The sequence below is a fragment of the Nitrosomonas sp. Is79A3 genome (genome assembly GCF_000219585.1).
Taxonomy (GTDB): domain Bacteria; phylum Pseudomonadota; class Gammaproteobacteria; order Burkholderiales; family Nitrosomonadaceae; genus Nitrosomonas.
Window position 1 is genome coordinate 1,384,474 of sequence record NC_015731.1, and the last position, 25,853, is coordinate 1,410,326.

Annotated in this window: 22 protein-coding genes, 6 pseudogenes and 1 other annotated feature; of the genes and pseudogenes, 21 read left to right on the forward strand and 7 right to left on the reverse strand. The window is 43.9% G+C overall.

The genetic code is table 11. The features are described 5' to 3' along the window. Positions 1 to 7: 7 nt before the first annotated feature. The 3 genes from NIT79A3_RS06265 to msrB are packed head-to-tail and all read right to left on the reverse strand — an operon-like array spanning position 8 to position 2,317. Positions 8 to 403 (reverse strand): hypothetical protein, encoded by a 396-nt coding sequence (locus NIT79A3_RS06265; protein WP_013965380.1) that lies wholly within the window; start codon positions 401 to 403, stop codon positions 8 to 10. A 14-nt stretch (positions 404 to 417) separates the two neighbouring features. Further along, positions 418 to 1,842 carry a Na+/H+ antiporter NhaC gene (gene nhaC / locus NIT79A3_RS06270; protein WP_013965381.1) on the reverse strand — a complete coding sequence of 475 codons (1,425 nt, stop codon included), beginning with the start codon at positions 1,840 to 1,842 and terminating at the stop codon, positions 418 to 420. A 7-nt stretch (positions 1,843 to 1,849) separates the two neighbouring features. Beyond that, positions 1,850 to 2,317 (reverse strand): peptide-methionine (R)-S-oxide reductase MsrB, encoded by a 468-nt coding sequence (gene msrB / locus NIT79A3_RS06275; protein WP_041360201.1) that lies wholly within the window; start codon positions 2,315 to 2,317, stop codon positions 1,850 to 1,852. 43 nt (positions 2,318 to 2,360) lie between these two features. On the opposite strand from msrB, the gene NIT79A3_RS06280 reads away from it, so the two are divergent. From NIT79A3_RS06280 to NIT79A3_RS06330, 11 genes are all read left to right on the forward strand, one after another. Continuing rightward, on the forward strand, positions 2,361 to 3,512 hold the full coding sequence (locus NIT79A3_RS06280; protein ID WP_013965382.1) for a class I SAM-dependent RNA methyltransferase: 1,152 nt from the start codon (positions 2,361 to 2,363) through the stop codon (positions 3,510 to 3,512). Positions 3,513 to 3,740: 228 nt separating this feature from the next. Continuing rightward, positions 3,741 to 4,355 carry a cytochrome c biogenesis heme-transporting ATPase CcmA gene (gene ccmA / locus NIT79A3_RS06285; protein WP_013965383.1) on the forward strand — a complete coding sequence of 205 codons (615 nt, stop codon included), beginning with the start codon at positions 3,741 to 3,743 and terminating at the stop codon, positions 4,353 to 4,355. A 1-nt stretch (position 4,356) separates the two neighbouring features. Continuing rightward, positions 4,357 to 5,016 carry a heme exporter protein CcmB gene (gene ccmB / locus NIT79A3_RS06290; protein ID WP_013965384.1) on the forward strand — a complete coding sequence of 220 codons (660 nt, stop codon included), beginning with the start codon at positions 4,357 to 4,359 and terminating at the stop codon, positions 5,014 to 5,016. A 221-nt stretch (positions 5,017 to 5,237) separates the two neighbouring features. Next, positions 5,238 to 5,981, forward strand: coding sequence for a heme ABC transporter permease CcmC (ccmC, locus tag NIT79A3_RS06295; RefSeq protein WP_013965385.1), 744 nt, complete (start codon positions 5,238 to 5,240; stop codon positions 5,979 to 5,981). 32 nt (positions 5,982 to 6,013) lie between these two features. After that, positions 6,014 to 6,178, forward strand: a complete 165-nt coding sequence (gene ccmD / locus NIT79A3_RS06300; RefSeq protein WP_292928103.1) for a heme exporter protein CcmD — start codon at positions 6,014 to 6,016, stop codon at positions 6,176 to 6,178. Further along, positions 6,162 to 6,611: a cytochrome c maturation protein CcmE gene (ccmE, locus tag NIT79A3_RS06305; protein ID WP_013965387.1), complete on the forward strand. Its 450-nt coding sequence runs from the start codon at positions 6,162 to 6,164 to the stop codon at positions 6,609 to 6,611. Before ccmD ends, ccmE begins: the two co-directional genes overlap by 17 nt. An 83-nt stretch (positions 6,612 to 6,694) precedes the next feature. Next, positions 6,695 to 8,749, forward strand: coding sequence for a heme lyase CcmF/NrfE family subunit (locus tag NIT79A3_RS06310; protein ID WP_013965388.1), 2,055 nt, complete (start codon positions 6,695 to 6,697; stop codon positions 8,747 to 8,749). Continuing rightward, a complete protein-coding gene (locus tag NIT79A3_RS06315; protein ID WP_013965389.1) occupies positions 8,746 to 9,276 on the forward strand; it encodes a DsbE family thiol:disulfide interchange protein in 531 nt (176 codons plus the stop codon). The genes NIT79A3_RS06310 and NIT79A3_RS06315 overlap by 4 nt, the downstream gene beginning before the upstream one ends. A 14-nt stretch (positions 9,277 to 9,290) precedes the next feature. After that, the gene (locus NIT79A3_RS06320; protein ID WP_013965390.1) at positions 9,291 to 9,821 is read left to right on the forward strand and encodes a cytochrome c-type biogenesis protein; all 531 of its coding nucleotides are present in this window, start codon (positions 9,291 to 9,293) and stop codon (positions 9,819 to 9,821) included. Further along, positions 9,818 to 11,152 (forward strand): c-type cytochrome biogenesis protein CcmI, encoded by a 1,335-nt coding sequence (ccmI, locus tag NIT79A3_RS06325; RefSeq protein WP_013965391.1) that lies wholly within the window; start codon positions 9,818 to 9,820, stop codon positions 11,150 to 11,152. Before NIT79A3_RS06320 ends, ccmI begins: the two co-directional genes overlap by 4 nt. Before the next feature lie 11 nt (positions 11,153 to 11,163). Next, on the forward strand, positions 11,164 to 11,619 hold the full coding sequence (locus NIT79A3_RS06330) for a peroxiredoxin (protein WP_041360676.1): 456 nt from the start codon (positions 11,164 to 11,166) through the stop codon (positions 11,617 to 11,619). 208 nt (positions 11,620 to 11,827) lie between these two features. Here the strand turns inward: NIT79A3_RS06330 and NIT79A3_RS18205 are convergent. Next, positions 11,828 to 12,731 (reverse strand): annotated as a pseudogene (locus NIT79A3_RS18205) (IS30 family transposase). A gap of 99 nt (positions 12,732 to 12,830) precedes the next feature. On the opposite strand from NIT79A3_RS18205, the pseudogene NIT79A3_RS19375 reads away from it, so the two are divergent. The 8 genes and pseudogenes from NIT79A3_RS19375 to NIT79A3_RS17770 all read left to right on the forward strand — a co-directional run. Then, positions 12,831 to 13,741: pseudogene (locus NIT79A3_RS19375) on the forward strand (IS3 family transposase); the annotation flags it as partial. After that, positions 13,109 to 13,225 (forward strand) — a sequence feature (AL1L pseudoknot). It overlaps the preceding pseudogene by 117 nt. A 298-nt stretch (positions 13,742 to 14,039) precedes the next feature. Next, positions 14,040 to 14,960, forward strand: a pseudogene (locus NIT79A3_RS06350) (IS110 family transposase); the annotation flags it as partial. Between the two features lie 58 nt (positions 14,961 to 15,018). Then, positions 15,019 to 15,522: a winged helix-turn-helix domain-containing protein gene (locus tag NIT79A3_RS06355; RefSeq protein WP_013964644.1), complete on the forward strand. Its 504-nt coding sequence runs from the start codon at positions 15,019 to 15,021 to the stop codon at positions 15,520 to 15,522. A gap of 8 nt (positions 15,523 to 15,530) precedes the next feature. Further along, positions 15,531 to 16,079 (forward strand): IS630 family transposase, encoded by a 549-nt coding sequence (locus NIT79A3_RS19075; RefSeq protein WP_348225761.1) that lies wholly within the window; start codon positions 15,531 to 15,533, stop codon positions 16,077 to 16,079. A 10-nt stretch (positions 16,080 to 16,089) separates the two neighbouring features. Further along, a pseudogene (locus NIT79A3_RS19380) lies at positions 16,090 to 16,251 on the forward strand (IS110 family transposase); the annotation flags it as partial. A 210-nt stretch (positions 16,252 to 16,461) separates the two neighbouring features. After that, a pseudogene (locus NIT79A3_RS06365) lies at positions 16,462 to 17,627 on the forward strand (IS4 family transposase). Positions 17,628 to 17,736: 109 nt separating this feature from the next. Continuing rightward, on the forward strand, positions 17,737 to 18,774 hold the full coding sequence (locus tag NIT79A3_RS06370; protein ID WP_013965393.1) for an IS630 family transposase: 1,038 nt from the start codon (positions 17,737 to 17,739) through the stop codon (positions 18,772 to 18,774). 278 nt (positions 18,775 to 19,052) lie between these two features. Continuing rightward, entirely contained in the window at positions 19,053 to 20,216 is a 1,164-nt protein-coding gene (locus NIT79A3_RS17770) for a response regulator (RefSeq protein WP_013965394.1), read from the forward strand. A 197-nt stretch (positions 20,217 to 20,413) separates the two neighbouring features. Here NIT79A3_RS17770 and NIT79A3_RS19385 read toward each other — a convergent pair. Continuing rightward, a pseudogene (locus tag NIT79A3_RS19385) lies at positions 20,414 to 21,242 on the reverse strand (IS3 family transposase); the annotation flags it as partial. A 172-nt stretch (positions 21,243 to 21,414) separates the two neighbouring features. Further along, positions 21,415 to 22,878, reverse strand: a complete 1,464-nt coding sequence (locus NIT79A3_RS06390; protein ID WP_013965395.1) for a dynamin family protein — start codon at positions 22,876 to 22,878, stop codon at positions 21,415 to 21,417. 453 nt (positions 22,879 to 23,331) lie between these two features. Here NIT79A3_RS06390 and NIT79A3_RS06395 point away from each other — a divergent pair, with 453 nt between their 5' ends. Next, positions 23,332 to 24,045, forward strand: a complete 714-nt coding sequence (locus NIT79A3_RS06395; protein ID WP_013965396.1) for a DUF502 domain-containing protein — start codon at positions 23,332 to 23,334, stop codon at positions 24,043 to 24,045. A 34-nt stretch (positions 24,046 to 24,079) separates the two neighbouring features. Here the strand turns inward: NIT79A3_RS06395 and NIT79A3_RS06400 are convergent, their stop codons facing one another. Further along, a complete protein-coding gene (locus NIT79A3_RS06400) occupies positions 24,080 to 25,117 on the reverse strand; it encodes a folate-binding protein YgfZ (RefSeq protein WP_013965397.1) in 1,038 nt (345 codons plus the stop codon). 166 nt (positions 25,118 to 25,283) lie between these two features. On the opposite strand from NIT79A3_RS06400, the gene NIT79A3_RS06405 reads away from it, so the two are divergent. Next, positions 25,284 to 25,718 (forward strand): protein YgfX, encoded by a 435-nt coding sequence (locus NIT79A3_RS06405; protein WP_013965398.1) that lies wholly within the window; start codon positions 25,284 to 25,286, stop codon positions 25,716 to 25,718. Positions 25,719 to 25,853 lie beyond the last annotated feature (135 nt).

Sequence of the window (25,853 nt, forward strand, 5' to 3'; positions counted from 1 at the left end):
GTTTCCTCTAGGATGAAGCGATATCTTCAGCTGATTTAGATTCGGCGGCTCGCGATAATTTTCCCCAATAATAACCGGCAAGCATGCCCATGATCCAACTGAAAACAACAAGAATTGGCATCAAGTGTGAACCATTCGTATCGCGAAATTGGGAAATCAATATGCCAAGCGGTGCTGCGCCAATGAAAATAAAAGTGCAAGATATCATAATCCCATTACTCCAGCGGAATATTGCATAAGACAGAAGCGAAAATGGCAAAATCATGATGAGTTGAACGTGCCAAGCTATACCACTCCAGAGCAATCCGAACCCAAGGAACGACAACAGAAAACCACCTATCAAGGCCACTAGAATAATAAGCATAGCTTTCCAATTACTACGATGATTTGATTCTTCTTTCATTTTTAATTTCCATTTTATTTCGTGCTGGTTTTACTTTGCAATAACCCAATCCCCAATAACGTCATACCAATAGAGACTAAAGGATTCAGTAAATTCAGTAGAGCATACGGTGCATAGTCCAATGTCGGGACCCCAAGGGTTGCAGCATAGAAGGTGCCAGCAGTAGTCCAGGGAATAAGCCCTGTGGTCAGCGTGGAGCCTTCTTCTACCGAGCGCGATAACACAGCTTTATCCAATCCGCGTTCCTGATACGCACTTTTAAATAGCTGGCAATTCAAGATAATCGAAATATACGCTTCTCCCATTGCCATATTACCAATTAATCCGGATGCGATGGTCGTGGCGATGAGTGTGCTGATTCGCCGGATGCGGGCGATGATATGCACCAACAGCACACGCAGAAAACCGGCATGATGCAGAATCCCGCCGAGTGCCAACGCCATGATGGATAATAATAATGTCCATGCCATGCTGTAAACACCGCCACGCCCGAGCAAAGCATCGATACTTCCAATCCCGGTAGTGCCCGCCGAATTCAGCCAAAGTGCGTTGATTACATCCACGCTATCTTTACCTTGATAAACAATGGCAATCAACATGGCCAGGGCAATACTACCCGTCATGCTGACTTCAGCAGCATAACGTTTGATACTCAAGCCAAACATCAGTAATAAGGGGAGCAGTGTTATCCACAGATTTAGCTGGTAAGCATCCGCTAATGCAACACGGATTCCATCAATATGATCTCTCGGCAATGCATTGTCACCATATTGCATGCCCCAGAAAATGAAAATGCCCAGTACAATGAGGAATGTGGGAATTGTGGTATAGAGCATGGAGCCGATATGCCGGTAAAGATTAGTTCCAGCACTCATGGCCGCCAGATTGGTCGTATCGGAAATAGGCGATAATTTATCACCAAAAGTGGCGCCGGAGACGATCATGCCGGCCACGAGCGGTAACGGAATGCCTATCGCATCACCAATACCCATCAATACCACCCCGACCGTTCCAACGGTTCCCCAGGATGTGCCGGTGGCAACCGACATAAAGCTGCACAAGATCAATCCAGTGGCCAGAAATATGCTTGGACTGAGCAGGTATATGCCGTAATAAAGCAGACTCGCAATGGTGCCGCTTTGCATGAAGCTGGCTATGACCATGCCAATCAACAGAAAAATATAAATGGCCGGCAGCGCCTTGGTGATACCGTCATCCATCATGTGCCGGATATCGATAAAGGAGTAACCCAGCCAGCGCGCTTGCATACTGACCCAAATTAATGCCAGAAAAATGAGCGCATGAATGCTGGCTGCATAAACAAACAGACCGAGCGAAATCAGCAAAAATACGCCGGCAAAGCAAATGACCGCATGTAATAATGAAGGCGGCCGCTGGGCGGTCAGTAATTCTTCTACAGGGGAATCTTTTTCTGCCATTGAATCTCTACTTTCTTGCATCATCCTCAAATAATGCCGCTAATTCCCCATAACCCATCGTATGCAGATCTTCTTTTTTAATAAACTTTAATGCAGCAGAGTTTATACAATAGCGCATGCCGGTGGGCGGCGGGCCATCGTTGAAAACATGACCTAAATGGCTGTCTGCATAGCGACTGCGGACTTCCGTGCGCGGGATCCTTAGTTCATAATCACTTTTGAGCTGGATAGCCTGCCCATTAATCGGCTGGGAAAAACTGGGCCAGCCGGTGCCCGAATCAAACTTATGAATCGACGCGAACAACGGTTCACCCGATACAATATCGACATAAATGCCGACGGCCTTGTGATTCCAGTATTCGTTCTGGAACGGTGGCTCGGTACCGGCATTTTGCGTCACCTGATACTGTAAAGTAGTCAAGCTGGTTTCCAGTAGCTCAGGATTTTTTCTAAAATTTTCATAGGGATTCGCCACAGCGGATTCTCCTGATCAATAAAACAAGAACAAATTATTCAATATGAAATTTAATGGCACGGTTACACATTTATCACAAAAAGGCCTGGGTGTTGTCAAGAACGATCAAAATAACATGTCTTATTTTGTTTATGGCACGTGGCCGGGCGATATCGGTGAGTTTGAAGTCATCGATAAGCCACTCAACAACAAGAAATTTGCTTATGCCAAATTGATTACGCTCACGCACTCATCCGCACAAAGACAAACGCCCATATGCCTCCATGTTGGCTTGGAAGAAAATTCCTGCACCGGTTGCCCCTGGATGATTGCCGATTATACAAGCCAACTTGAGCAAAAACGGAATCGCTTTGTGTATGCCATGAAAAGAGCTGGGTTTGACACTACTCAATTAAATATCGGCCCCATTCAACCAGCTCCGAATTTGTACGGCTATCGCAATCGCTGTCAGGTGAAAACAGACGGTGAGAAACTTGGTTTTGTATCGGATAACTCTTATCAGATTGCGCCGATCAATGATTGTATTGTCCTCAATGAGCGCTGCCGGAGTCTTATAAAAACAACCCTTCAGCAACTACCCAATAGCGCATGGCAAGCGGATTCTGATCACAACTGGCAATTTATTGATCTGGATGATGACATGCAAGTCGATGAAATTCGCATCAATCAGAGACGCCCCTTCAAACAAGGCAACACGGCACAAAACGAGCGAATGCAAGCCTGGTTGCGGGAGAAACTCGCACATAATCCGCATTTGGGCAAAGTAGTGGAATTATTCTGTGGTTCAGGAAATTTCACGGAAATCATTGCTGAATCGAATTGCACATCTATCATTGCTTATGAATCCGAGCACGGTGCGATCCAGGCACTCAAAGCGAGGAATCTCGCCAAAGTAACTACCCAGAGCGCCGATCTTTTCAAACCTTCTATCTGGAGCAATATTAGAAAAAATGTCTTTGATGCAGAAACCTTGGTACTCGATCCGCCCCGTGCCGGCTTAAAAAAATACCACGGTTTTTTCGCAAGCTTCGCCGCATTAAGAACAATTTATTATATCTCCTGCAACCCGGAAACCTTCGCCCGTGATGCCTGGTTTTTTAATCAGAATGGTTGGTCAATCAAAGATATTCAACTGGTTGACTTGTTTCCCCACACTCCACATATTGAAGCTTTGGCAGAATTCAGAAGGGGATAGCCACTAAGCTTTGTTGAAAAGCGCGAGCGTGCGGTTTCATAGGTAATTCATGCTGAAATGATAGATGCTGGTTTTTTTATATTCATATTGATAAGCGATATTTTTTCAATCGATAGAAATATTCTGTGAATTACAGTAATGACAAGATACTTGTACTAAGTTAGCAGTGTTACAGGGATCATCAATGCGCTATAATCCCCTGCTTATTCCACCGATTGATCAAAAATAATGTTGCAAGGAATTAGTCTCGCATGTGTTCGTGGTGATCGCGAGCTTTTTAAGGATATCAATTTTTCTCTTGAGGCCGGCGGTTTAATGCAAGTGCGCGGTCCCAATGGAAGTGGCAAAACCAGCTTGTTACGCATGCTATGTGGATTGTCAAATCCTGCCGCTGGTGAAATTCTTTGGAGTGGCACGTCAATTCGTAACTTAAATGGCGATTACTTTGCAACAATGACCTATATTGGTCATTTGAGTGGTACAAAAGATGATTTGACAGTCATTGAGAATCTACGCATTTCAAGCGCGCTAGCAGGTTTTGAAATCAACGATACCCAGGCAAGTGAAGCACTTGGCTATATGGGGTTGGGCGGAAGAGAGGTGTTGCCTGTCAAAGTATTATCACAAGGCCAACGGCGTCGTGTTGCGTTGGCTCGTTTGCTTGTATGTAAAACTTCGCTATGGATTCTGGATGAACCTTTAGTTGCATTGGATGTGCTGGCAGTTAAATTGATTCAGGAGTTACTGGAGCGACATTTGAAGCAAGGCGGTATGGTGGTAATGACGACCCACCAAGAAATTGATTTAACCGCAACATCAACAACGCAGTTGCACTTGGCCTGATATGTTTATGTGGATAATTAAACGTGATTTATTACTGGCTATGCGACGTCAATCAGATGTTTTAACGACTCTATTTTTTTTTATTATTGTAGTCAGTCTGTTTCCATTAAGTGTTGGGCCGGAAATGAATATGCTGCGCACGATGGCGCCTGGTGTAGTATGGGTCGCTGCTTTACTGGCTTCAATGTTATCTCTCGGCAGAATGTTTTCGAATGATTATCTTGATGGCACATTAGAGCAAATGTTGTTGTCACCGCAATCGCTATCACTTTTGGTACTTGGAAAAGCTTTGGCGCATTGGCTGGTAACCGGAGTGCCGCTGGTATTGATGGCGCCTGTATTGGGTATTCAATATGACTTGCCGGTTGAGGCGCTGTTTGTTTTAACTACCGCTCTGTTGCTGGGTACTCCGGTTTTAAGCTTAATTGGAGCTATCGGTGCAGCATTGACCCTAGGATTGCGGGGAGGCGGTGTATTGGTTTCTTTATTAGTCTTGCCTCTCTATATTCCTGTACTGATTTTTGGTGCCGGTGCTGTTGAGGCGAATATGGCTGGAGTTGGTTTTGATGCACATTTGTCATTAATCGGTGCATTTCTTTTAGTATCGCTTGTTTTCGCGCCATGGGCTGCCGCTTCTTCCTTACGCGTTTCATTGGAATAGCGCTAATATTAGTTACGTTGCAATGAATTCAGTTTCTGGAATATATTTTCCGGTAAATTGCTATTTTTACGAAACAAAGTACGTTTTGTGAAACTTTCAATGTATTGAATCTGCTAATAGAAAGCAATTCTTGATTTTGTCATTTTAGTATAGAATTAGCGGTTACAAAATTCTGGGCTGGATCGGAAATAAAATTTAATAAAGAATTTTAATATATAAATATGGCTATTAATTGGTTCAAATATTCTTCTCCTGCTAGTTTCTATTCACTGGCGGGGAAAATGATTCCAATATTCGTTTTTGTTGCGCTCATATTACTGGCAGCAGGGCTTTATGTTGGTTTTTTTGTTGCACCCACTGATTTTCAGCAAGGGGAAGCTTACCGGATTATTTTTATTCATGTGCCTGCAGCATGGATGTCGATGTTTCTCTATGTTGTAATGGCATTCTGGGCAGGTATTGGCTTGGCTTTTAATACACGGCTTTCCTCCATGCTTGCAACAGCAATTGCACCCACAGGCGCGATGTTTACCTTTATTGCATTATGGACAGGAGCGCTATGGGGAAAGCCAATGTGGGGAACATGGTGGGTATGGGATGCAAGATTAACGTCTGAGTTAATTCTATTTTTTCTTTATATCGGTTTTATGTCCCTGCAAGCAGCCATTGATGATCCGCGCCGTGCAGATAAGGCTGGAGCAATTATCGCTTTGGTAGGCGTGGTCAATATCCCAATAATCTATTTTTCAGTGCAATGGTGGAATACCTTGCATCAAGGTGCATCGGTAAGCGTTAATCAAGCACCTGCAATGGCGAGTACAATGTTGATGGGTATGCTTATTATGGTACTGGCAAGCTGGATGTATTCCATTGCTGTAATATTAAAACGCACACGTATCATTATTCTTGAGCGTGAAAGCCATACAGCATGGGTGGCAGAGTTACAAAAGAAGGGAGCTATGTGATGAATTGGTCAAGTTTGTCAGAGTTTTTTGCGATGGGCGGGTACGGACTCTATGTTTGGGGTTCATACGCTGTGACTTTCATTTGTATACTTGGTGAAATTTTTCTAATTTCAAACCGCCGCCGAACTTTAGAGAGACAGTACGGTCTCATTAACGGCTTAAATAAAAAAGAGATAAAAAATGAAACCACGTCATAAAAAACTTGTAATTATTACTGCAGGAGTTGCTGCATTAGGCGTCGCTTCTGTTTTAGTACTAAATGCCTTCCAAAGCAATCTGGTTTTTTTCTTTAGTCCATCACAAGTCGTTGCAAAGGAAGCGCCTATTGGAAAAAGCTTTCGAATTGGTGGATTAGTAGAAGAGGGTAGCGTTAAGCGTGAAGACCATAGTACAACAGTACGCTTCGCGGTGACTGATACTGCTCAGACAATTCCCGTAGTATATACAGGTATCCTTCCTGATTTGTTTAGAGAAGGCAAGGGTGTTGTCGCGCAGGGAAAAATATCTGCCGATGGTATTTTTATGGCAGATGAAGTACTTGCTAAGCACGATGAAAATTATATGCCGCCCGAAGCAGCAGAAGCCTTAGAGCAGGCGGGTAAAGCCCAGAAAGCCTCTTTAGCACAATAAAGATTCCCTCAGGAATTATCTTGCTAATCCCTGAACATATCATAATTTAATCCTGAATAATCATTAACTTATAAGATATAATCATGATTCCAGAAATTGGTAACTTTTCCCTAATACTTGCACTACTTTTAGCCTTAATCCAAGGAACACTACCTATTATTGGTGCAGCACGCGGTATCCCGTCATGGATAGCACTCGCCAGGCCGGTAGTGCAGGGACAATTTGTGTTTGTTTTAATAGCATTTCTATGTTTGGGGTATTCGTTTGTCAGTAGTGATTTCTCAGTAATGAATGTGGCAAAGAACTCAAATTCGGAATTGCCATTTCATTTCCGGCTGGCTGCTACATGGGGTTCCCATGAAGGATCTTTATTGCTATGGGTATTAATGCTCGCAGGTTGGTCGGTTGCGGTCAGTGTCTTTAGCAAACAGCTGCCGGATGATATCGTAGCGCGAGTTATTGGTGTATTGGGATTAGTAAGTGTAGGTTTCTTGTTATTCATGTTGTTTACTTCAAACCCATTTGATCGCCTATTACCAGCAGCATTAGAGGGCAGTGATTTAAATCCGTTGTTGCAAGATGCTGGTATGGTGATACATCCACCTATGCTCTATATGGGGTATGTGGGGTTTTCAGTTGCTTTTGCTTTCGCCATTGCAGCCTTGTTAAGTGGAAGATTGGATGCGACTTGGGCCCGGTGGTCGCGTCCTTGGACGATAGTTGCGTGGGTATTTTTGACGATAGGAATTATGCTGGGTAGTTGGTGGGCATATTATGAGCTGGGCTGGGGTGGCTGGTGGTTTTGGGATCCTGTAGAGAATGCATCATTTATGCCTTGGCTGGTGGGTACGGCACTGGTTCATTCTTTAGCAGTCACTGAGAAGCGTGGCAGCTTCAAAAGCTGGACAGTTTTACTAGCAATCTCCACATTTGCCTTAAGCTTGCTGGGAACATTCCTGGTGCGATCGGGCGTGCTAACTTCCGTGCATGCTTTTGCGACGGATCCTGCGCGTGGCGTATTTATCCTTGCATTCTTGGTCATCGTCATCAGTTCCTCGTTATTATTGTTTGCATGGCGCGCACCTAAAGTTGGTTTGGGTGGCAAGTTTGATATGTTGTCACGTGAATCATTGTTACTGGCTAATAATCTATTATTATTGGTAGCAGCAAGCAGTGTTTTACTCGGAACTCTGTACCCTTTGATTATCGATGCACTCGGTCTTGGCAAACTATCGGTTGGCCCGCCTTTTTTTGAAGCTGTGTTCGTACCGGTTATGACACCCGCTATTTTTCTGATTGGTGTTGGTCCTATTTCGCGTTGGAAACAAATGAGTTTGCCGACTTTAGCAATCCGTTTGCGTTGGGCTTTTGCTGTCAGCGTGGTTTCTGCCTTGATTGCACCGTATTTTATGGGTGAATGGAAACCAATGGTGAGCTTTGGCTTATTGTTAGCTTTCTGGATCATAGTTTGTGCTTTTGTTAATATAAAACATCGAATTAATAATAGTGGGCAAGGTAGTTTATTTTCACGGCTAATTAAACAATCCAGAAGTTATTATGGAATGCACTGCGCACATTTAGGTGTGGCCGTATTTATTATCGGTGTAACCCTGGTAAATAGTTACGAAACTGAAAAAGATGTGCGGATGGATATAGGTAGTAAAGTGACGGTTGGAGGGTATACATTCCAATTTAACGGCGTGAGCGATGTCGTTGGTCCTAACTACAAAGCAGTACGTGGCGACATTGCTGTCATTCAAGATGAAAAGGTTATTCGGGAAATGCATCCTGAGAAGCGGACTTACAATGCGTCAGGTATGGCAATGACTGAAGCGGCCATAGATACTGGCTTATTCCGTGATCTTTATGTTGCACTGGGTGAGCCTTTGGCCAATAATGCCTGGGTAGTGCGTGCTTATCACAAACCGTTTGTAGACTGGATCTGGTTTGGATGTTTGCTGATGGCAATCGGCGGCATCTTATCTGTAACTGATCGCCGCTATCGCTTAAAGATAACCAAAACGAGCCCTGTTATTGCAAAGAATACAGAAGTAGAGCGTTTACAAGAAGAAATTCCTATAACAACTGCTTCGACAGCGAGTAATACTGTATTGGCAGCGGAGACAAGAAAAGCATGATGCGATATTTGATCCCATTATTTGCTTTTATAGTGCTTGCAGCATTCTTGCTTGTTGGCTTGACATTAAATCCACGGCAAGTTCCATCACCACTTATTGATAAGCCAGCACCAATGTTTCAGCTTAACCATTTGCATAAACCGGATAGACTGATGTCATCTAATGACAATCTTGGTAAAGTCTGGTTGCTGAATGTATGGGCATCATGGTGTGTGGCTTGTCGTGACGAGCACCCCCTGTTAGTTCAATTGGCTAATTCTGGGATTGTTCCAATATATGGTCTAAATTACAAAGATGAGCGCACTACGGCGTTGCAATGGCTGAAACGCTATGGCGACCCATATACGATTAGTATCGTTGACCCTGATGGAAAAGTCGGGATTGATTATGGTGTTTATGGTGTTCCTGAAACTTATGTGATTGATAAAAAAGGTATTATAAGACATAAACAAATTGGTCCAGTAACAGTAGATTCATTACAAAAGACGATCATTCCCCTCATAATTGAGTTACAGAAGCAAGCCTAGGTAATTAATCTCATATGCTTAAAAATCATAATTTGTATAGCTCTGTCGTATCACGGCATTTTAATAGTATAAAAGGATTGGTTATTATTTTCTTTTTATTTCTTATTGTTCCATCAGTTGGCTGGTCAAAAGAAGCTGTCCCGGTAGCAGAGGATCCGGTAGTCGAAAAGAGAATGCTGGCGTTAACAATGGATTTACGCTGTCTGGTTTGTCAGAATGAATCAATCGCCGATTCTCGTGCTGATTTTTCTAATGACATAAGACGCGAAATTCGTGAACAAATTAAGGCAAATAAGACTGATGAGGAGATTGTTCAGTTTTTAGTTGATCGATATGGAGATTTTGTTCTTTATAATCCACCAATGAAACCCACAACAATATTTTTATGGTTTGGTACTGTCATTTTATTCATAATTGGATTGGGATCATTGATAATTTATCTGAGACGTCGCCGTGCACAAATAGAAGATGTATCACTCTCTGAAGTACAACTTGAGAGAGCTGAAGATTTGCTAAATGAAAATAAAAAAGGTAAGAACGTATGACGTCATTTTGGGTTATATCTGGAATTTTTGTCGTAACAGCTTTGCTATTTATTATTCCTACGCTATTAAGAAATAGAGATACTCAGCTTGAATATATAGAACATGATGCTGTAAATATAACGGTTTACCGTGATCAAATCGCTGAACTTGATAATGATTTGGAAAATGATATCCTGACCCAGGAACAATATAACAAAAGTAAACAAGAGTTACAGCAACGTATGTTGCAAGATGTTTCTGAGAGAGAAAAAATGATTATCAAAAAAAATAAAAAAATTCATAATATCGCGATATCAACCTTTATAGCATTGACTTTACCACTAGCCGCAGTTTTTCTTTATTTGGTTATCGGAGATACGCGTGGATTATTGCCACAAGCACAGCTTGCAAATGCTACCCAAATGAATCGTGGAAGTGGTGGCGATTCACCTGCAGGGCATGACAATTTTTCATCAGTTCTAGAAAATCTTATCGCACGATTAAAAAAGAATCCTGAAGACATTGAAGGATGGGTAATGCTGGGTCGAACCTACGCGATCATGGAACGTTATACTGAGGCCAGTAATACTTATGCAAAACTGGCAGAATTGGTTCCAAATAATCCGCAAATACTCAGCGATTATGCCGATGTATTGGCAATGAAGAATCAAGGAAGTCTAGCGGGTAAGCCTGCCGAGTTGATTTATGAAGCGTTGCGCATTGATCCACAATATCCGAAGGCTCTGGCATTGGCAGGTACTATTGAGTTTGAACAAGAAAAATTCGAACAAGCAGCGGCGCATTGGGAAAAATTATTGGAAGTGATTCCTGCGGACTCTCAATTGGCTAATTCAGTCAAAACCAGTATTGCTGAAGCTAGATTGTTGGCTTCTGGCGGTAAAGGAATAACAACGCAACAGCAAGCTAAAGCAACAAATTCACAGCAAGAAATTAATACACAACCGGAGAAAATGACTTCAGATGCACCTGTGACAACTGCACCAGCATCTCTTTCAGTTTCTGGTCAAGTAACTATTAGCCAAGAATTAGCATCAAAAGCTTCAGCGAATGACACTTTATTTATTTATGCACGAGCCAAATCAGGACCTAAAATGCCTTTGGCGATTTTACGCTTGAAGGCAAGTGATCTTCCAGCTACGTTTAAATTGACAGATGATATGGCCATGACACCCACCATGAAAATGTCAAGTTTTCCTGAGGTGGTCATTGAGGCAAGAATTTCTAAATCAGGACAAGCTGTTCCTGCTAGCGGGGATCTTCAAGGATTTAGTAACCCCGTCAAAATTGGCAATGATGCGATTGCGATAGTAATCAATAAACAAATTCCATAATAGTAATGCTAATACTTGAGCACGTGGTAAGCGATTTTGTATTGCCTTCGACTGGGGATAAGGCATTCTCACTGGCCGGAAACATTGGTAAGAATCTGGTTATTTATTTTTATCCAAAAGATGATACACCGGGCTGTACAACAGAAGGTCAGGATTTCCGAGATTACTGGCATGCTTTTACTGAGAAGAACTGTGTAATTGTGGGTGTTTCTCGTGACAGTATTAGATCGCACGAAAATTTTAAGGAAAAAATGCAATTTCCTTTTGAACTGTTAAGTGATGAAGATGAGAAGGTTTGTGAGTTATTTGATGTCATAAAAATGAAAAATATGTATGGTAAGCAAGTTCTAGGTATTGAACGCAGCACTTTTGTTATAGATGCCCAAGGTATATTAAAAAAAGAATGGCGCGGTGTTAAAGTGCCAGGACACGTAAAAGAAGTTTTAGATTTTGTTGCGACACTTTAGGTTATTGATCCGGTCATAAAAAATTTACTAGAATCTCCGTATTCCGGCCTTCTCTATTATGAAAAAATCGAACTGCTTATGGTCGACTCAATATATGCCTCTGATTAGTCGACCCTGAAATATCTATAAGATCCTGATATTAGTTATAAACGAACTGATTCTTAATGATCATAACGACCGGAAATGTTAAAATATTCAAGTCGCGGATTCAATTTCGAAGTGCAACGGCTAACGGTGATTTGGTGTAGCGAACCGTCTTTCCGAAGAATACCTCAAACGGGATTCTGAATCCAAGCACTTTGCGTGGCCGATGGTTGAGTCTATCCACCGCCCATTGCACTTGTTCTTGGGTAACCTCAACCAATTCCATCCCCTTGGGGAAATACTGTCGCAGTAGCCCATTGCTGTTCTCATTCAAGCCACGCTCCCATGAATGGTAGGGATGGGCGAAATAAACATCCGCATCGAGTTCCGCCGCGATGGTTTCATGCTCCGCAAACTCTTTCCCGTTGTCGATGTCATGGTGTAGCACTTGCCTTTATGAGGGCGCAGTAGCCGCGTAACTGCCGCCGTCACACCCGATGCATGTTTGTTGGGCACTTACGCTGCCAGAATGTAGCGCGACTTCCTCTCGGCCAATGTGACCAATGCGCCTCTTCTGTTCCACGATCGCCGGACGTTCGTCAATGCCGACCCGGTTCTTGATTGTACCTCGGCGCTCTTGACCACTCGCATATCGTTTCCTGCGCGGCTTCTGGCAGCGTAAGTGCCGCCACAGGTCCCCACCACGGCGCTTATCTGCATAAATGTGCAAGTAGATCGCATTCATGACTGATAGGCAGTCCGCCTTCCAGAGCAAGCCGCTGAGACGCTTGTTCCGGACTCATGTCCTGTCGAATCAATCGCTCAACTTCCGTCCACTCCAGCAATGAGTGACACTGTGCATTGGTGCAATCCTTTCGACGCTCGTCCCGTAATTCCTGAGCCTGCTTGGAATGCCAGCCACGTCGACCCTTGTTCCGTCTGAATTCCCGAGAAATCGTCGATTTGTGTACGCCCACTTCATCCGCAATTTGTGATTGGTTCAAACCTGCCTTCTTCAAGCCAGAAATCTGGTATCAGTTGCTCACTGGTAAGCTGCTTGTAGTGCTTCATCTGTGCTGAATCGCCCCGGATTTTCTGGAGATAAAATGATTTGAGAGGAGGAAGAGATGAAGAATCAAATCAGTTATTCACCGGAAGTACGAGAACGAGCGGTAAGATTGGTATTCGAGCAGCAAAAGGAGCATGACTCGCAATGGTCGGCGATCAAATCCATCGCATCAAAGATTGGCTGTACAGCGGAGACGTTGCGCACCTGGGTAAGACGAACAGAGATTGATCAGGGAATTCGAGGCGGCATATCGACTGCGGATCGTGAGCGGCTCAAGGAGTTGGAGCAGGAGAATCGGGAATTAAAGCGAGCCAACGAGATATTACGTAAGGCATCGGCCTATTTCGCGCAGGCGGAGCTCGACCGCCGACCGAAATGATGGTGACATTTGTCGATAGCAACAAAGCGGAATAAGGGGTCGAGCCAATCAGCAGACAAATACAGATTGCCCCGTCGAGTTATTACGAACACAAAGCGCGCGAGCGAGATCCCGATCGATTGCCTGATCGCATCAAGCGAGATATGAGACTAGAACTTGATATACAGTGGGTATGGAAAGACAATTTCCGGGTTTATGGTGCTCGCAAAGTATGGCGGCAATTGTTGCGAGAAGGTATTGATATTGCTCGTTGTACGGTCGAACGGTTGATGAAGAAGCTTGGAATGCAAGGTGTTCGACGCGGCAAAAAGTGTTGGACAACCATTGCGGACGATTTGCTTGACCGGCCAACGGACAAGGTTAACCGGCAATTTGTAGCAACTCGGCCCAATCAACTGTGGGTGGCGGATATTACATTTGTAGCGACATGGACAGGATTTGTTTATGTGGCTTTTATCACCGATGTTTTTGCCCGGTATATTGTTGGTTGGCGAGTGAGTCGTTCATTACGAACGGATCTGATACTGGATGCATTGGAACAGGCGCTATGGGCACGGCGGGAAACCGCAGGATTGGTTCATCACAGTGATAGTAAGAATACGTGTACCAGTTTTTAATAATGGGTTGACTCAATCATTGAATGAGTAATTATTGGAGCTCTGGTACCGTTAGGGTTACCAAGTTTCCTGACTCCCACAGCGATCGACCATCATTTGTGTCATTCCTCGGATCTGTCGGTTACTTGGCAACATCTGACGGTGAGGTTTCACCTCACCTTTGCCTGTGACCCAAGAAGGGCCTGATCGCTTATCTCTTTACTGTCTTGTCCCGGCAATCGGTTTCGGTGAATCCCTATTCAATAACATTATTCGAAAATGGGGAGCTGAAATGAATAATCCATCATCATCCAATCATCAGGGCATCGTCGGAGGAGTCGACACACACAAAGATCTTCATTTCGCAGCCGTAGTCGACGCATACGACCGAGTAATTGCTAACAATTCTTTTCCAACAACGCGACACGGTTATAAATCAATGTTGAATTGGATGCAGTCATTTGGTGAAGTCAAACGTATTGGCGTAGAGTGTACAGGGACTTACGGTGCTGGTCTGCTAAGGTATCTACAACAATTTGATATCGAAATTTTAGAAGTCACCGCACCTGATAAAACAGACCGGCGCAAGCGTGGCAAAGACGACACAATCGATGCGGAAAATGCAACACATGCGGCATTCGCTGGAATACGCACCGTGACACCGAAAGCTCGTGATGGCATGGTAGAATCGTTACGAGTACTCAAGTTATGCAGGAAAACCGCCATTGCAGCTCGTCGTATCGCACTACAAATGATCCAAATGAATATTATCTCTGCACCAGAGGCGATTCACGAATCGCTACGCACAATGACTCGAATGCAATTAATCCGAACCCTTGCCGCCTGACGACCAGATTTGAGTGGGTATCGTGATATTTCGACTGCATACAAAATTGCATTGAAATCGCTTGCACGGCGATATTTGGAGTTACACGATGAAATTGCGGATTTGGATGTGATGATTTCAGTCATTGTTGATGAACTCGCTCCTGAGCTGATTGCAGGTAAAGCCATCGGATATGAATCTGCAGCACAACTACTCATTACCGTTGGAGACAACCCAGAGCGCTTAAAATCTGAAGCAAGCTTTGCAGCATCGTGCGGTGTCAATCCGATTCCTGCCTCATCCGGCAAGGTCAATAGGCACAGGTTAAATCGTGGTGGTGATAGAGCGGCTAACAGTGCGTTGCATATTATTGCTATAGGGAGACTAATTCCAATTACAGATAAAAACAGTAATAATATAGCTTTTATTTTTGGTAGAGGCCATCATGGCACGGAAGGCAAGTGGGACGGAGCAACTTGAGGTAGCGATGGAACGGTTAAAGAAAGCCAAGACTGCGGCAGAACTTCGAGCTGCGCAAGCGATAGTGCTGCCATTGTCGCTAGGTTTGAGTCTGGAGCAGACAGCGCTTGCCATTGGCCGTTCAGTAGGTGTCACCTGCAGAATGCGTACCCGGTATGATCCAGCGACGGGAGAGGAAAAGAAAGCCACGCGCAGCAAACGCGAATTACGTAACCGGGCCAAGGCCAGTTTGGAGCAGGAAGCCAGGATTCTGGATGAAGTGCTGAGTGAGGCTGCTACCGGTGGCGTGGTCATTGTTCCGCCCTTGAAACCGGCGGTTGAAGCTAGGCTGGGCAAGCCACTGGCTTTGTCTACTCTGTACCAAATGTTGGCACGGCATGGCTGGCGCAAACTGGCCCCGGATAAAAGCCATCCACAAGCCGACCCAGCAGCGCGCGAGGCGTGGAAAAAAAACTCCCCGAGCGGCTAACCGAGGAAGTGGCGGCTTTTGCGGTCTCGCGCCCGCTGCGTCTAATGTTTCAGGATGAAGCGCGTTTCGGCCGCATCAGCGATGTACGGCACCGCTGGGACAAGAAGCCCCATCGTCCCATGGTACGTGCCATGCTGACGCAACAATACACCTACGCTTATGGCGCAGTCAGCCCACTGGATGGGCGATTTGATTCCCTAATCCTGCCCTGGGTGAACGGGGACTGCATGCAACTTTTCGTGGATGAAATCGCGGCACGTTACCCGCATGAAAATATCATTATGGTGATGGACGGTGCAGGCTGGCACAAAAGCCAAACCATGAAATTGGCAGAGAATATGCGAATCCTGTTTCTACCACCTTACTCGCCAGAACTCAACCCGCAGGAACATGTATGGGATGAATTGCGGGAAAAATTCTTTCATAACCGCGCCTTCGATAGTCTGGATGCGCTTGAGATACATCTGGAAAGCGCGCTAAAAAGCTTTGAATTAAACCAGGAAACTATGCGTAGCATTGCCGGATGGGATTGGATTATTAATGCTGTTTTAAAATAAAATTGGAATAAGAACAGATGCCAGAACTAAAGAGTATGTCGAAAAACGATTAACTCAGGGTCACACGAAACTTGAAGCGCTTCGCTGTGTTAAACGCTATATTGCAAGAGAGGTATATTACACTTTGAGAAAACGAAATAATGTTGTCAATAGCACTCAAATTACCACTTGACACTTAGAAGGGCATCTGGGACGCTCTTGAGGCGTTTATCATTGCTAACTAACACGGCTTTGCTATTCGTATTCAGTAGTGTCCGGCAATTTAACCAAGATGATTGTATAAGCGATTGATCTGTAGAATAAAATAGTATGTTTTGGGGTGTCACCGATTTGGAAGTGAATTTTTTGCGAAACTGGAAGTTTATCTACGTGGTTTCTCATCATGAATTCAGGCAAATTGGTATTCGCACAACTCATAGAGCATTTACCCCTTCACACATTCCGTCGCTGTGTGCAACGCTACCCCTCCAAATATCCCACCAAGACTTTTTCGCATCTCGATCAGTTTCTGTGCATGGCTTTCGCACAACTGACTTACCGCGAGAGTCTGCGCGACATCGAAACCTGTCTGCGCGCCCACCAAGCCAAGCTCTACCATTTGGGCATACGAGGCAACATCGCCAAGAGTACGCTGGCCGATGCCAACGAGCAGCGCGACTGCCGCATCTACATGGATTTCGCGATGAGCCTGATCCAGACAGCCAGAAAGCTTTACGCCAGCGACAGCTTTGCTGTCGAGCTGGAACAAACGGTCTACGCACTCGATACCACGACCATTGACTTGTGCTTGAGCGTCTTTCCGTGGGCACGCTTCCGCTCCACCAAGGCTGCCGTTAAGATGCATACGCTGCTTGACCTGCGCGGCAATATTCCAACCTTCATTCATATCAGCGATGGCAAGATGCACGAGGTCAATGTGTTCGACATCCTGACACCCGAAGCTGGCAGCTTTTACATCATGGATCGGGGCTTCACCGATTTTTCTCGCTGGTACACCATGCACCAAGCACAAGCATTTTTTGTAACACGCGCTAAATCCAATCTGCTTTTTCGCCGCGTCTACTCTCGCTCCGTGGACAAATCCACCGGACTGCGCTGTGACTAAACCATTGCCCTAAGGGCTCCCAAGGCTAGCAAGGATTATCCTCAGCACCTGCGGCGTATCAAGTTCTATGATGCAGAACACGACAAACATCTGGTATTTCTAGCCAACAACTTCGACTTACCTGCGCTGACCATCGCTCAGCTTTATCGTTGTCGCTGGCAGGTCGAACTATTCTTCAAGTGGATCAAGCACATCTTCGTATCAAGCGATTCTACGGAACTACTGAGAACGCAGTCAAAACGCAGATATGGATTGCCATATCAGTTTATGTCTTGGTTGCCATCGTGAAAAAGCGGCTCAATACCGAAGCTTCGCTTTACACAATTCTGCAGATTTTAAGCCTGACTCTTTTCGAGAAAACGCCTATCGATCAATTGGTTAAAAATACCGAGGTGCAAATGGATACGCCAGAAAGTTATAATCAACTGAATTTATTCAACTAAATTGCCGGACACTAATGATTCGTATTAGATTATCTGAGAACTGTACTTAACTATTGACCCGGAACGAATTATCCGTGAACTTTAAGGGGCGAAATGTGTCATATTGGTCATGGAAAAAGAAGATGCCCGCAAGCAGTCGCGAGAAGTACTGCACGAGAGACGCAAACAAGTTATTCGTCTGTACCGGAAAGGGATGCGAGTGATGCAAATTGTTGAGCAGAGTGGTCTCAGTTGGTACGCGGTAAACACTGCAATCAACTGCTATCGAACTGCTGGCACAGCAGCGCTCAAGCCTGCCGCGCGCGGCAAGAAGGCCGGCGGTGGGCGCATGCTGAGCGAAGCGCAAGAACGTACAATTCAGAAAATGATCTGCGACAAGCGCCCCGAACAATTGAAGATGGAGTTTACCTTGTGGAACCGCGCTGCGGTTATGCAATTGATTGAACGCAAATATGGAATCAAGCTGACGGTTCGCGGTGTTGGCAACTATCTCAAACGCTGGGGATTCACCCCACAAAAGCCGATCCGACGCGCCTACGAGCGAAGCTCGGAAGCCGTGCAAGCATGGTTAGACAAGATATATCCTGAAATAGAACATCGTGCCAAATTGGAAGGCGCCGAGATTCATTGGGGCGATGAAACGGCGGTGGTGAATACCGATGTGCGAGGTCGGTGCTATGCGCCGACAGGTAAAATACCCGTAACCTTTGCCGTGGGCGGCACACGGCACAAGCTGTCGATGATCGCCACCGCCACCAATCAGGGCAAGACACGCTGGATGATCATTGATGAGGGATTCAACGCTGACAAGCTAATTGAATTCCTTGATGCACTGATCAAGGATACGGGAAGAAAAGTGTTTCTGATTCTCGATAACTTGCGCGTGCATCACAGCAAGCCAGTCAAAACGTGGGTTGAAGAGCATAAGGAAAAAATTGAGTTGTTTTATCTACCCAGTTATAGCCCGGAACTCAACCCCGAAGAGAGACTTAACGCTGACTTGAAGCAAGCACTTTATACGAAGGTTCCGGTACGCACCAAGACCAAGCTGAGAGCCGCGACAACCGAGCACATGCAGGTTCTGGAAGAATCACCAGAGCGCGCGAAAAAATTCTTCCAGGATGAACGCGTCAGGTATGCAGCCTGATTCACGGATAAATCAGGCCGGATCAATAGAATTCATAAAATATTTAAAGTTTTGTGAATTAAATCCGAAAACAAATTTATAAATTATAAGTACTCTAAGAAGGCTGTAAGTTTTGTCGGAAATTGCTCTTTAGAGAATAAAAAGCATAGAATATTTATATTTGGCAAGATTTCCCTTTAACAATTTTTAGAAATAAGCATTTTGCTTATTCAGGAATGTAGATTAGGGTGTTAATGTTTGATTATTGTAGAACTGTTTAAAGGTAAAGGTAAAAATAAATGGCCAATAGAACAGATCAAGTGCTTGCGAGAATCTCACATAAAAGGATGGGTGACGCTAAGGTTCTGATTGTTGTAGATAAATATATTTCTGGTGAGATCCTAAAGAATATACTTGCAGAGTGGGAATATGATGTCACTGGTGTTTGTACTTCAAGCCAAGAAGCTTTAGTAAGAGTAAAAAAAGACAAACCAGATCTTATTCTAACTGATATGACGCTGGGTGATTGCGATGGAATCTATTTAACGCAGCGGTTAAATTTACAATCTGATGATACCAATATTTGTATCTATTTTACTGCCTATGCCAGTGATTTGATTGTGCAACGCACCATGACAATTGCTACTGCAATGGGTTGTAATATTAATAAATATAGCAATGGTAAGAATCACACTAATTTTGAGTCATGTTTTTGTCAATATTATGGTATTGATAAAACTAAGAATCTTGTCAAGCAATTTTCTGTGCAGCCTATCAAGGTTTTATTGGTTGACGATCAACAAATTGTGCTTTGGGGATTGGAAAAACTTATAGAAAGCGAACCACGAATGGAAGTTATTGGTACAGCAACAAACATTTCTGATGCCAAGCAGCTCGTTATGGAGAAACAACCTGACATTCTTATACTAAACATTTACTTAGATGATATTGATTGCGTGAATTATATTTCAGATTTTTCCGGCAATGGGAATACGCGAGTTGTGATATTTACAGAGACACATGATAAAGAAGTAATTGATCGCGCAGTACTCAGCGGTGCACGAGGTGTAGTGCACAGGAACGAATCAATGCAAACGATACTCAGAGCTATTGAAAAAATTCATGATGGGGAATTGTGGCTTGATCGAATAACAACCGGTCGTATTTTTCTCCAAAATTCACGTATACGTGAAAAGATCTCGCCTGATGCGAGTACTGAGAAAATAACAATGCTTGCCCGTAAAGAATGTATGATTCTTAGGGCATTTTCGGATGGAACTGGTGGTGAACAAAACAAGCAGATAGCAGCTAAATTGTGTATGAGCGAACATACACTGCGCAATCACTTAACGTCCATTTTTAGCAAGTTGGGTATTAAAAATCGATTTAGTCTTTTTACGTACGCTAAACAACATTTTCAACAATTAGAGTCTTCAGCAAGTGAATCATTTAGAAACCATTAAGTGGTTGAGGTTCCTTATGTTTTTGTTCTTCCAATAGGCGAACAGTTTTATGCTATCAGTTCTTCCTGCTGTTGAGTGATCAGCCAATTTAACTTGAAGCTCATGGCAGTCATCTCTACGCACTTTTCATAAAGCAGTCCATGTACTCGCTCGTTCTTGAAGCTATTGAACCAACTTTTGGTTAGGGCATTATCCTAGAAATTACCTTTACGGCTCATTGAGCAGATCATGCTGTATTTCTTGAGCTTTCTCTGAAATTCTTTGCGGGCATATTGGTTACCCCGATCTGAGTGGTACATCAATCCTGCTACAGGTTTCTTGTGAAACTATGCCATCATTAGCGCATCTGTGACGATGTCGGCAGTCATGTGCGGTTTTAGCGACCAGCCACAACCACTTCACGGTTAAACAGATCAAGCACGATAGCCAGATATAGCCAGCCCTCATCTGTCCATAGGTAAGTGATGTCTGATGTCCAGACCTGATTAGGCGCGACCGGGTTAAAATTCCGATCCAACAGATTCGGTACAATCGGCAGATTGTGCTTGGAGTCCGTCGTTACCTTGTAGCGCCGCTTGTGCCTTGCACGAATGCCGTTTTCTCGCATTAGACGTTCAACCCGCTTCTTTGGAAGCTGGGAACCCACGGTCAAGCAATTCTCTGACCATTCTAGGACTTACCGTAGATCCCCTTGAGTTCGGCATGAATAGATTGGATCAGCCTTAGCATTTGATTATCCGTGAGGCTGTTTGCGATCCGGTTTGCCACCACACTTCCACGACCGGTAACCGCTCACGCTGACATCTAATATCGCACACATCTCGGCGAGGGAAAATTTCCGTTGCTTTTTTAGAATTTTACACTCCCGTTTCAGCCTTACGTTCTCAGCACGTAACCGAGATAGATCCATTTGTTCCAGTGTAACAACCTTAATAGCCGCAACGGTAAGCTTGCCTGCCGCTGCCATCTTCACCCAGTTGCGCAGCGTTTGTTCAACCCGCCCAGTTCCTTCGCTATCAAACCAATTTACTTCCCGATCTTCACTTGCTTGACCGCTTGTTCCTTGAACTCTACCGTGTATTCCTGCTTCGGTATCTTCCTCATCATCTTCCCCACAAATGTAACGTTAATTGTACGTCACATTTGGAAGACTATTTTTCGGGGGACGCTCAGTATGAGCCTGTTCAGATAAAAAACTTTAAACTTGTGAATTCTCGCCTTCATTTCCTGAAGGATTCGTAAACTGGTCATTTAACGCTTGGATGTAATCATTGGCTTCATTAATGATTTCATCAATGGTTTGCTGTGCAACTTCATTCCAGCCGGCCGGACCTTTCAGGAACATCGGGCGAATAGCAGCGGTACTCTTGTTAAATGCCCGCATATATTGTTTGTATGCTTCATGCTCATTTCCCATTTCATTAGCCAACTTTTTCAACAGGTTGTTGGCAACAGTGCGGCGAATAGAAAAATGAATATAAATAATGCTGATCGCCAAGAATGAAGCTATAGCTAAGGTGTTTGAATCGCCTTGCATGAACTCAGCTGGGAATGTTGTTAAGAGACTCCAGGATTCGGTCATCGTTAAAGCCACACCAGCTAATACAGCCAATGTGCCAAATGCCATAGCATCAAATAAAATGACCCTGCTTTTCCACTTTTTTAACATATCAGAAAGTTTATTGACAATTTGGTTTTTGATACCTTTTGCTGTTTGTTCAAGCTTTCCGACAATACGGTATGAGCGTTCTACTTCTATTTGGTGCATGCGCGCATTGATATCAGCCATATCTTCTTCGCGTTTTTTCTCGAAACGTTCTCTGACATTCGGATTGGCAATCGGTACGGCAGCACTTGGATTATAAATTCGATAGAATCGTCCGGTGACTAAGCCTACTTCAGCCAGCGAGCGCTGCCAGGCTGAGACAACCTCTTCAGGGTTGTCTTCTTGTGCAGTGACATCGATCTGGTTAAGAATATAAAGAAATTTATTGGCATCTGCGCGATTAACACTTGCCGATACCAGATAAGCCAAAGTATCCTGCATGGCTTTCGGTTCTGGATGACGCGCATCAAAAAATACCAGAACAAGATCGGATAGATTAATGATGTGCTGCGTTAAGCGTAATGTAGATGCACGCTGGTTGTCGGCGTCGAAACCAGGGGAATCAATGAGAATTTTTCCGCGTATGTTCTCAGATGGGCAGGTTTTAAGTTGTAGGTAAGCATCAATACGTTCTTGTCCAGCTTCAGAGATTTCTTCAATGCTACGGCTTATCTGAAAAAAAGGAAAACGCGGATCTGCATCGAGTGCTATGCCAGGAAGTGTTTTTGCCTCATTATGGCGGCTGTAGCAGATTACTGTGAATTTATCATCGACAGCCTGATTTCCTGTGCGTTGCAGCGGCATATTCAGATAAGAGTTGATATATGTCGATTTGCCTGCAGAAAATGTACCTAATACAGCGATCATAGGCCACCATGTCACACAAGTTGCATACGACTCATCTTTACCGATTAGTCCCATACTATGTCCGACATAATCCATTTTTCTAAAACTTTTTACAGCGTTAGCCAGAGTCGGATTATCTGGATGCTCGTCAGCTAAGTGTTTTTGTAAGCTCTTCAGATATTTATTGATTTGTGTTGAACTATGTGACATAACAGTCCCTTTTCATTCTAATAGAAGTACACCCTGAATCAGATGCTGGGTGGGTGATGTTTTTTATTTAATAATTGAGTTCGCATAATACGATGCTGTTTTTCAATAGGTTATTTTGTTCTTTGAACGAAAAAGAGTGCAAATTGACCAAATTTTTCGAAGCAATTGAAAACAGATATCGCGATATTATTTGATATAACACATTCATTACTAGTCTCTATGTTAGAGATTAAAGCAATTAGCCCAGCGATTCTACCAAGAACCATGCTGCCTTGCCAGTAAATGATATTTCTAATATTTATACCGGTCTTTCACAAAATAATATTATCATAGCCTGTTTAGCATTGAAAAAAATTATAGGTGATCGTAGTTCTTCACTGGAAGAAAAGAAGCGCTGATTAAACAAAAAGAATTGAAGTAGGTTTACTGTTCGGTTGGAGATGACATTAGAGCATGACGATACAAAAAAATGATGGAGAGCAGCCCGCAGCGCGCTCGGCTCATGTAGGCCGCTACATACTTATTGGTTTTCTTACGGTAGCGCCACTATGGGTTACCTGGCTAGTGTTTGATTTTTTATTAAATTTATTAGCGCGTATTGGAGATCCTTTATTAAAAGGAATGGCGCGTGCAGTTCGCCCCTTTTCAGATACTACAGCGAGCTGGCTGCTGGATTCCAACTTTCAGCATGCGGTTGCAGCACTGCTGACGGTAGTTAGTTTGTATGGTATTGGATTGCTGGCATCTTTTGTTATTGGCAAGAAAGTCATTAGTATTTATGAATATATACTGGCCAGAGTGCCTTTAGTACAAACGATTTATGGCGCCACCAAACGTTTTTTGCACACAATAAGCAAGCCGCCTGTTACCGGACAACGGGTTGTTTTGATCAGTTTCCCGTCATCGGAAATGAAAGCTGTTGGATTTATTACGAAAATTATGCATGACGAAGATAATGGAAGAAAGCTGGCTGCAGTCTATGTGCCGACTTCGCCTAATCCTACATCGGGTTATATTGAAATCTTGCCAATGGAAGACGTGATACTAACGGACTGGACGACCGAAGAGGCAATGACATTTGTTGTGACGGGCGGTACCAATGCACCTGAAAGTTTGCGTTTCACTAATAAACCGAAGCAGCAAGAACAGACAGCGGAGAAACAATAGGAATAAAAATCACCGTCAGCGTTGTGATGTCTTTTTATGCAGGCAACGAATAAGGCAGTGATTTGATTTGCAACACAGGTCCTTGCAGCGATTGCCAACGAATCTGGGATGAATCAACGCTGCTTTGCTGGATTACCGCCAAAATATCAAAACCTCCGTTTGGCGATAATGCCGCGTTGACGATGTTGCCACTGGATTGATCATCCATATCAATGCTATATAGTTCATCACCGGCTTTTACCGCTTCCACTGCAGGTATGTGAGCGAGAAACATGCGGCGCTTGAGTTTTCCAAGATACTGAGTGCGTGCTACGATTTCTTGCCCTGGATAACAGCCTTTCTTGAAACTGATACCGCCAAACGCATCCAAATTGATCATTTGTGGCAAAAACTCTTCCTGGGTTTCGGGTAAAATTACTGGAATTCCGGATTGGATATCCAACCAATCCCAGCAATTGGCACCAACGGGCTTTGCACGTTGGCTAAAATGTTCCCAAAGTGTAGACGCATTTTCGATTGGTGCGATCAATTCTATGCGGTTCTGAGTCAGGAAAAGGATGGTGATATTTTCATGATGAATGACCCCTAGCGGTTCATTTGTACAGGACAATCCAGTGATTTCTTCAATCAGCGCTGCAGCATTTTGGCCTGCAATGCCGATTCGAATCAGAGTATCGCTCGCATCACCCAATTGCACATTGGCACGCAGGACATAGAGTGATAAACGTTTTTGTATCGGAATGCGCAAACTGGCTGGGAGTTGCATAAAATAATTATCGTTGTGTTGATACAGTAAAAAGCTTGCCAGAACTCGTCCTTTTGGGGTGCAGTAACTGCCGTATTGTGCTTTTTGCTGCTTGATTTCGCGGATATCGCAACTGACCTGGCTTTGCAAAAATGTTGGCGCATCGTCTCCGGAAAACCGAATCAAGCCATAATGGGAAAGATCAGCCATAACAGTCCCTGTTTGCGTATCTTTAAGTTCCCTTGTGCTATCGCCAAAATGAATCACACAATTATTTTCAATAACAGCATGTTGCTTGCGTAGATAGGCTTGCCAGACTGGATTCATACATAAACTGTCAATAAATAGATAAGCGTAATTATACGGTATCCCGTCAGGGTAAAATCAAGATCCAGCCACAAGTAATGAACTTGGATACGATTTTGCTGGGGTGATAGATGGTCCGAATTTCTAGCCACTGAAACATTTAATGATCGATAAGTGATTTTTAGCTATGTCTGTTTTGATCATCCATCGCAAACCTTCCTATCGGCTTGCGGCCATCCTCAGTCTGGCTCATCTCGCCATGGCAGGTTTATTAGGGCTATTGGAGCTGCCTTTGGATATCAAAGCGATTGCCGCTGTCGCACTGGTATTCAGTTTAATTTATTATTTGCGGCAGGATGCTTTGCTTACTGCGAACGATGCTGTGGAGTATTTTGAGTTATCCGGCGAGATGCAATGCACATTAACTACACGTTCGGGTGAATCAATGAGTTGTGGCATATTAGGTGGCACCTTTGTTACACCATATCTAACGGTACTGAATCTAAAGCCTGCTGGAAAATTTTTTTCGCGTAGCGTAGTAATATTGCCTGACGGCATTGATGCGGAAGAATTCAGGCAGCTCCGGGTATGGTTGCGCTGGAAGTGGAAAAATAGTATGTAAAAACCATAACTTGCCGAGTAATCTATTTAATCAAATGCACTTTAGTGGGAGCCGGATTGAAATTTATCAGAAGAATTTTCTGACGTAAACAGTAAAAACAATTTGCACCCAATAGAAAAATTTTCTGCTATTCTA

Bases quoted from the DNA above. Each gene is read 5' to 3' on its own strand.
- NIT79A3_RS06370 (WP_013965393.1), top strand. From the start codon at position 17,737: ATGGAAAAAGAAGATGCCCGCAAGCAGTCGCGAGAAGTACTGCACGAG.
- ccmB (WP_013965384.1), top strand. From the start codon at position 4,357: ATGTTTATGTGGATAATTAAACGTGATTTATTACTGGCTATGCGACGT.
- NIT79A3_RS06405 (WP_013965398.1), top strand. From the start codon at position 25,284: ATGTCTGTTTTGATCATCCATCGCAAACCTTCCTATCGGCTTGCGGCC.
- NIT79A3_RS06400 (WP_013965397.1), bottom strand. From the start codon at position 25,117: ATGAATCCAGTCTGGCAAGCCTATCTACGCAAGCAACATGCTGTTATT.
- NIT79A3_RS06395 (WP_013965396.1), top strand. From the start codon at position 23,332: ATGACGATACAAAAAAATGATGGAGAGCAGCCCGCAGCGCGCTCGGCT.
- ccmD (WP_292928103.1), top strand. From the start codon at position 6,014: ATGGGCGGGTACGGACTCTATGTTTGGGGTTCATACGCTGTGACTTTC.
- NIT79A3_RS06280 (WP_013965382.1), top strand. From the start codon at position 2,361: ATGAAATTTAATGGCACGGTTACACATTTATCACAAAAAGGCCTGGGT.
- NIT79A3_RS06310 (WP_013965388.1), top strand. From the start codon at position 6,695: ATGATTCCAGAAATTGGTAACTTTTCCCTAATACTTGCACTACTTTTA.
- nhaC (WP_013965381.1), bottom strand. From the start codon at position 1,842: ATGGCAGAAAAAGATTCCCCTGTAGAAGAATTACTGACCGCCCAGCGG.
- NIT79A3_RS06390 (WP_013965395.1), bottom strand. From the start codon at position 22,878: ATGTCACATAGTTCAACACAAATCAATAAATATCTGAAGAGCTTACAA.
- ccmE (WP_013965387.1), top strand. From the start codon at position 6,162: ATGAAACCACGTCATAAAAAACTTGTAATTATTACTGCAGGAGTTGCT.
- NIT79A3_RS06265 (WP_013965380.1), bottom strand. From the start codon at position 403: ATGAAAGAAGAATCAAATCATCGTAGTAATTGGAAAGCTATGCTTATT.
- ccmA (WP_013965383.1), top strand. From the start codon at position 3,741: ATGTTGCAAGGAATTAGTCTCGCATGTGTTCGTGGTGATCGCGAGCTT.
- ccmC (WP_013965385.1), top strand. From the start codon at position 5,238: ATGGCTATTAATTGGTTCAAATATTCTTCTCCTGCTAGTTTCTATTCA.
- ccmI (WP_013965391.1), top strand. From the start codon at position 9,818: ATGACGTCATTTTGGGTTATATCTGGAATTTTTGTCGTAACAGCTTTG.
- NIT79A3_RS17770 (WP_013965394.1), top strand. From the start codon at position 19,053: ATGGCCAATAGAACAGATCAAGTGCTTGCGAGAATCTCACATAAAAGG.
- NIT79A3_RS06320 (WP_013965390.1), top strand. From the start codon at position 9,291: ATGCTTAAAAATCATAATTTGTATAGCTCTGTCGTATCACGGCATTTT.
- NIT79A3_RS06355 (WP_013964644.1), top strand. From the start codon at position 15,019: ATGGCACGGAAGGCAAGTGGGACGGAGCAACTTGAGGTAGCGATGGAA.
- NIT79A3_RS06315 (WP_013965389.1), top strand. From the start codon at position 8,746: ATGATGCGATATTTGATCCCATTATTTGCTTTTATAGTGCTTGCAGCA.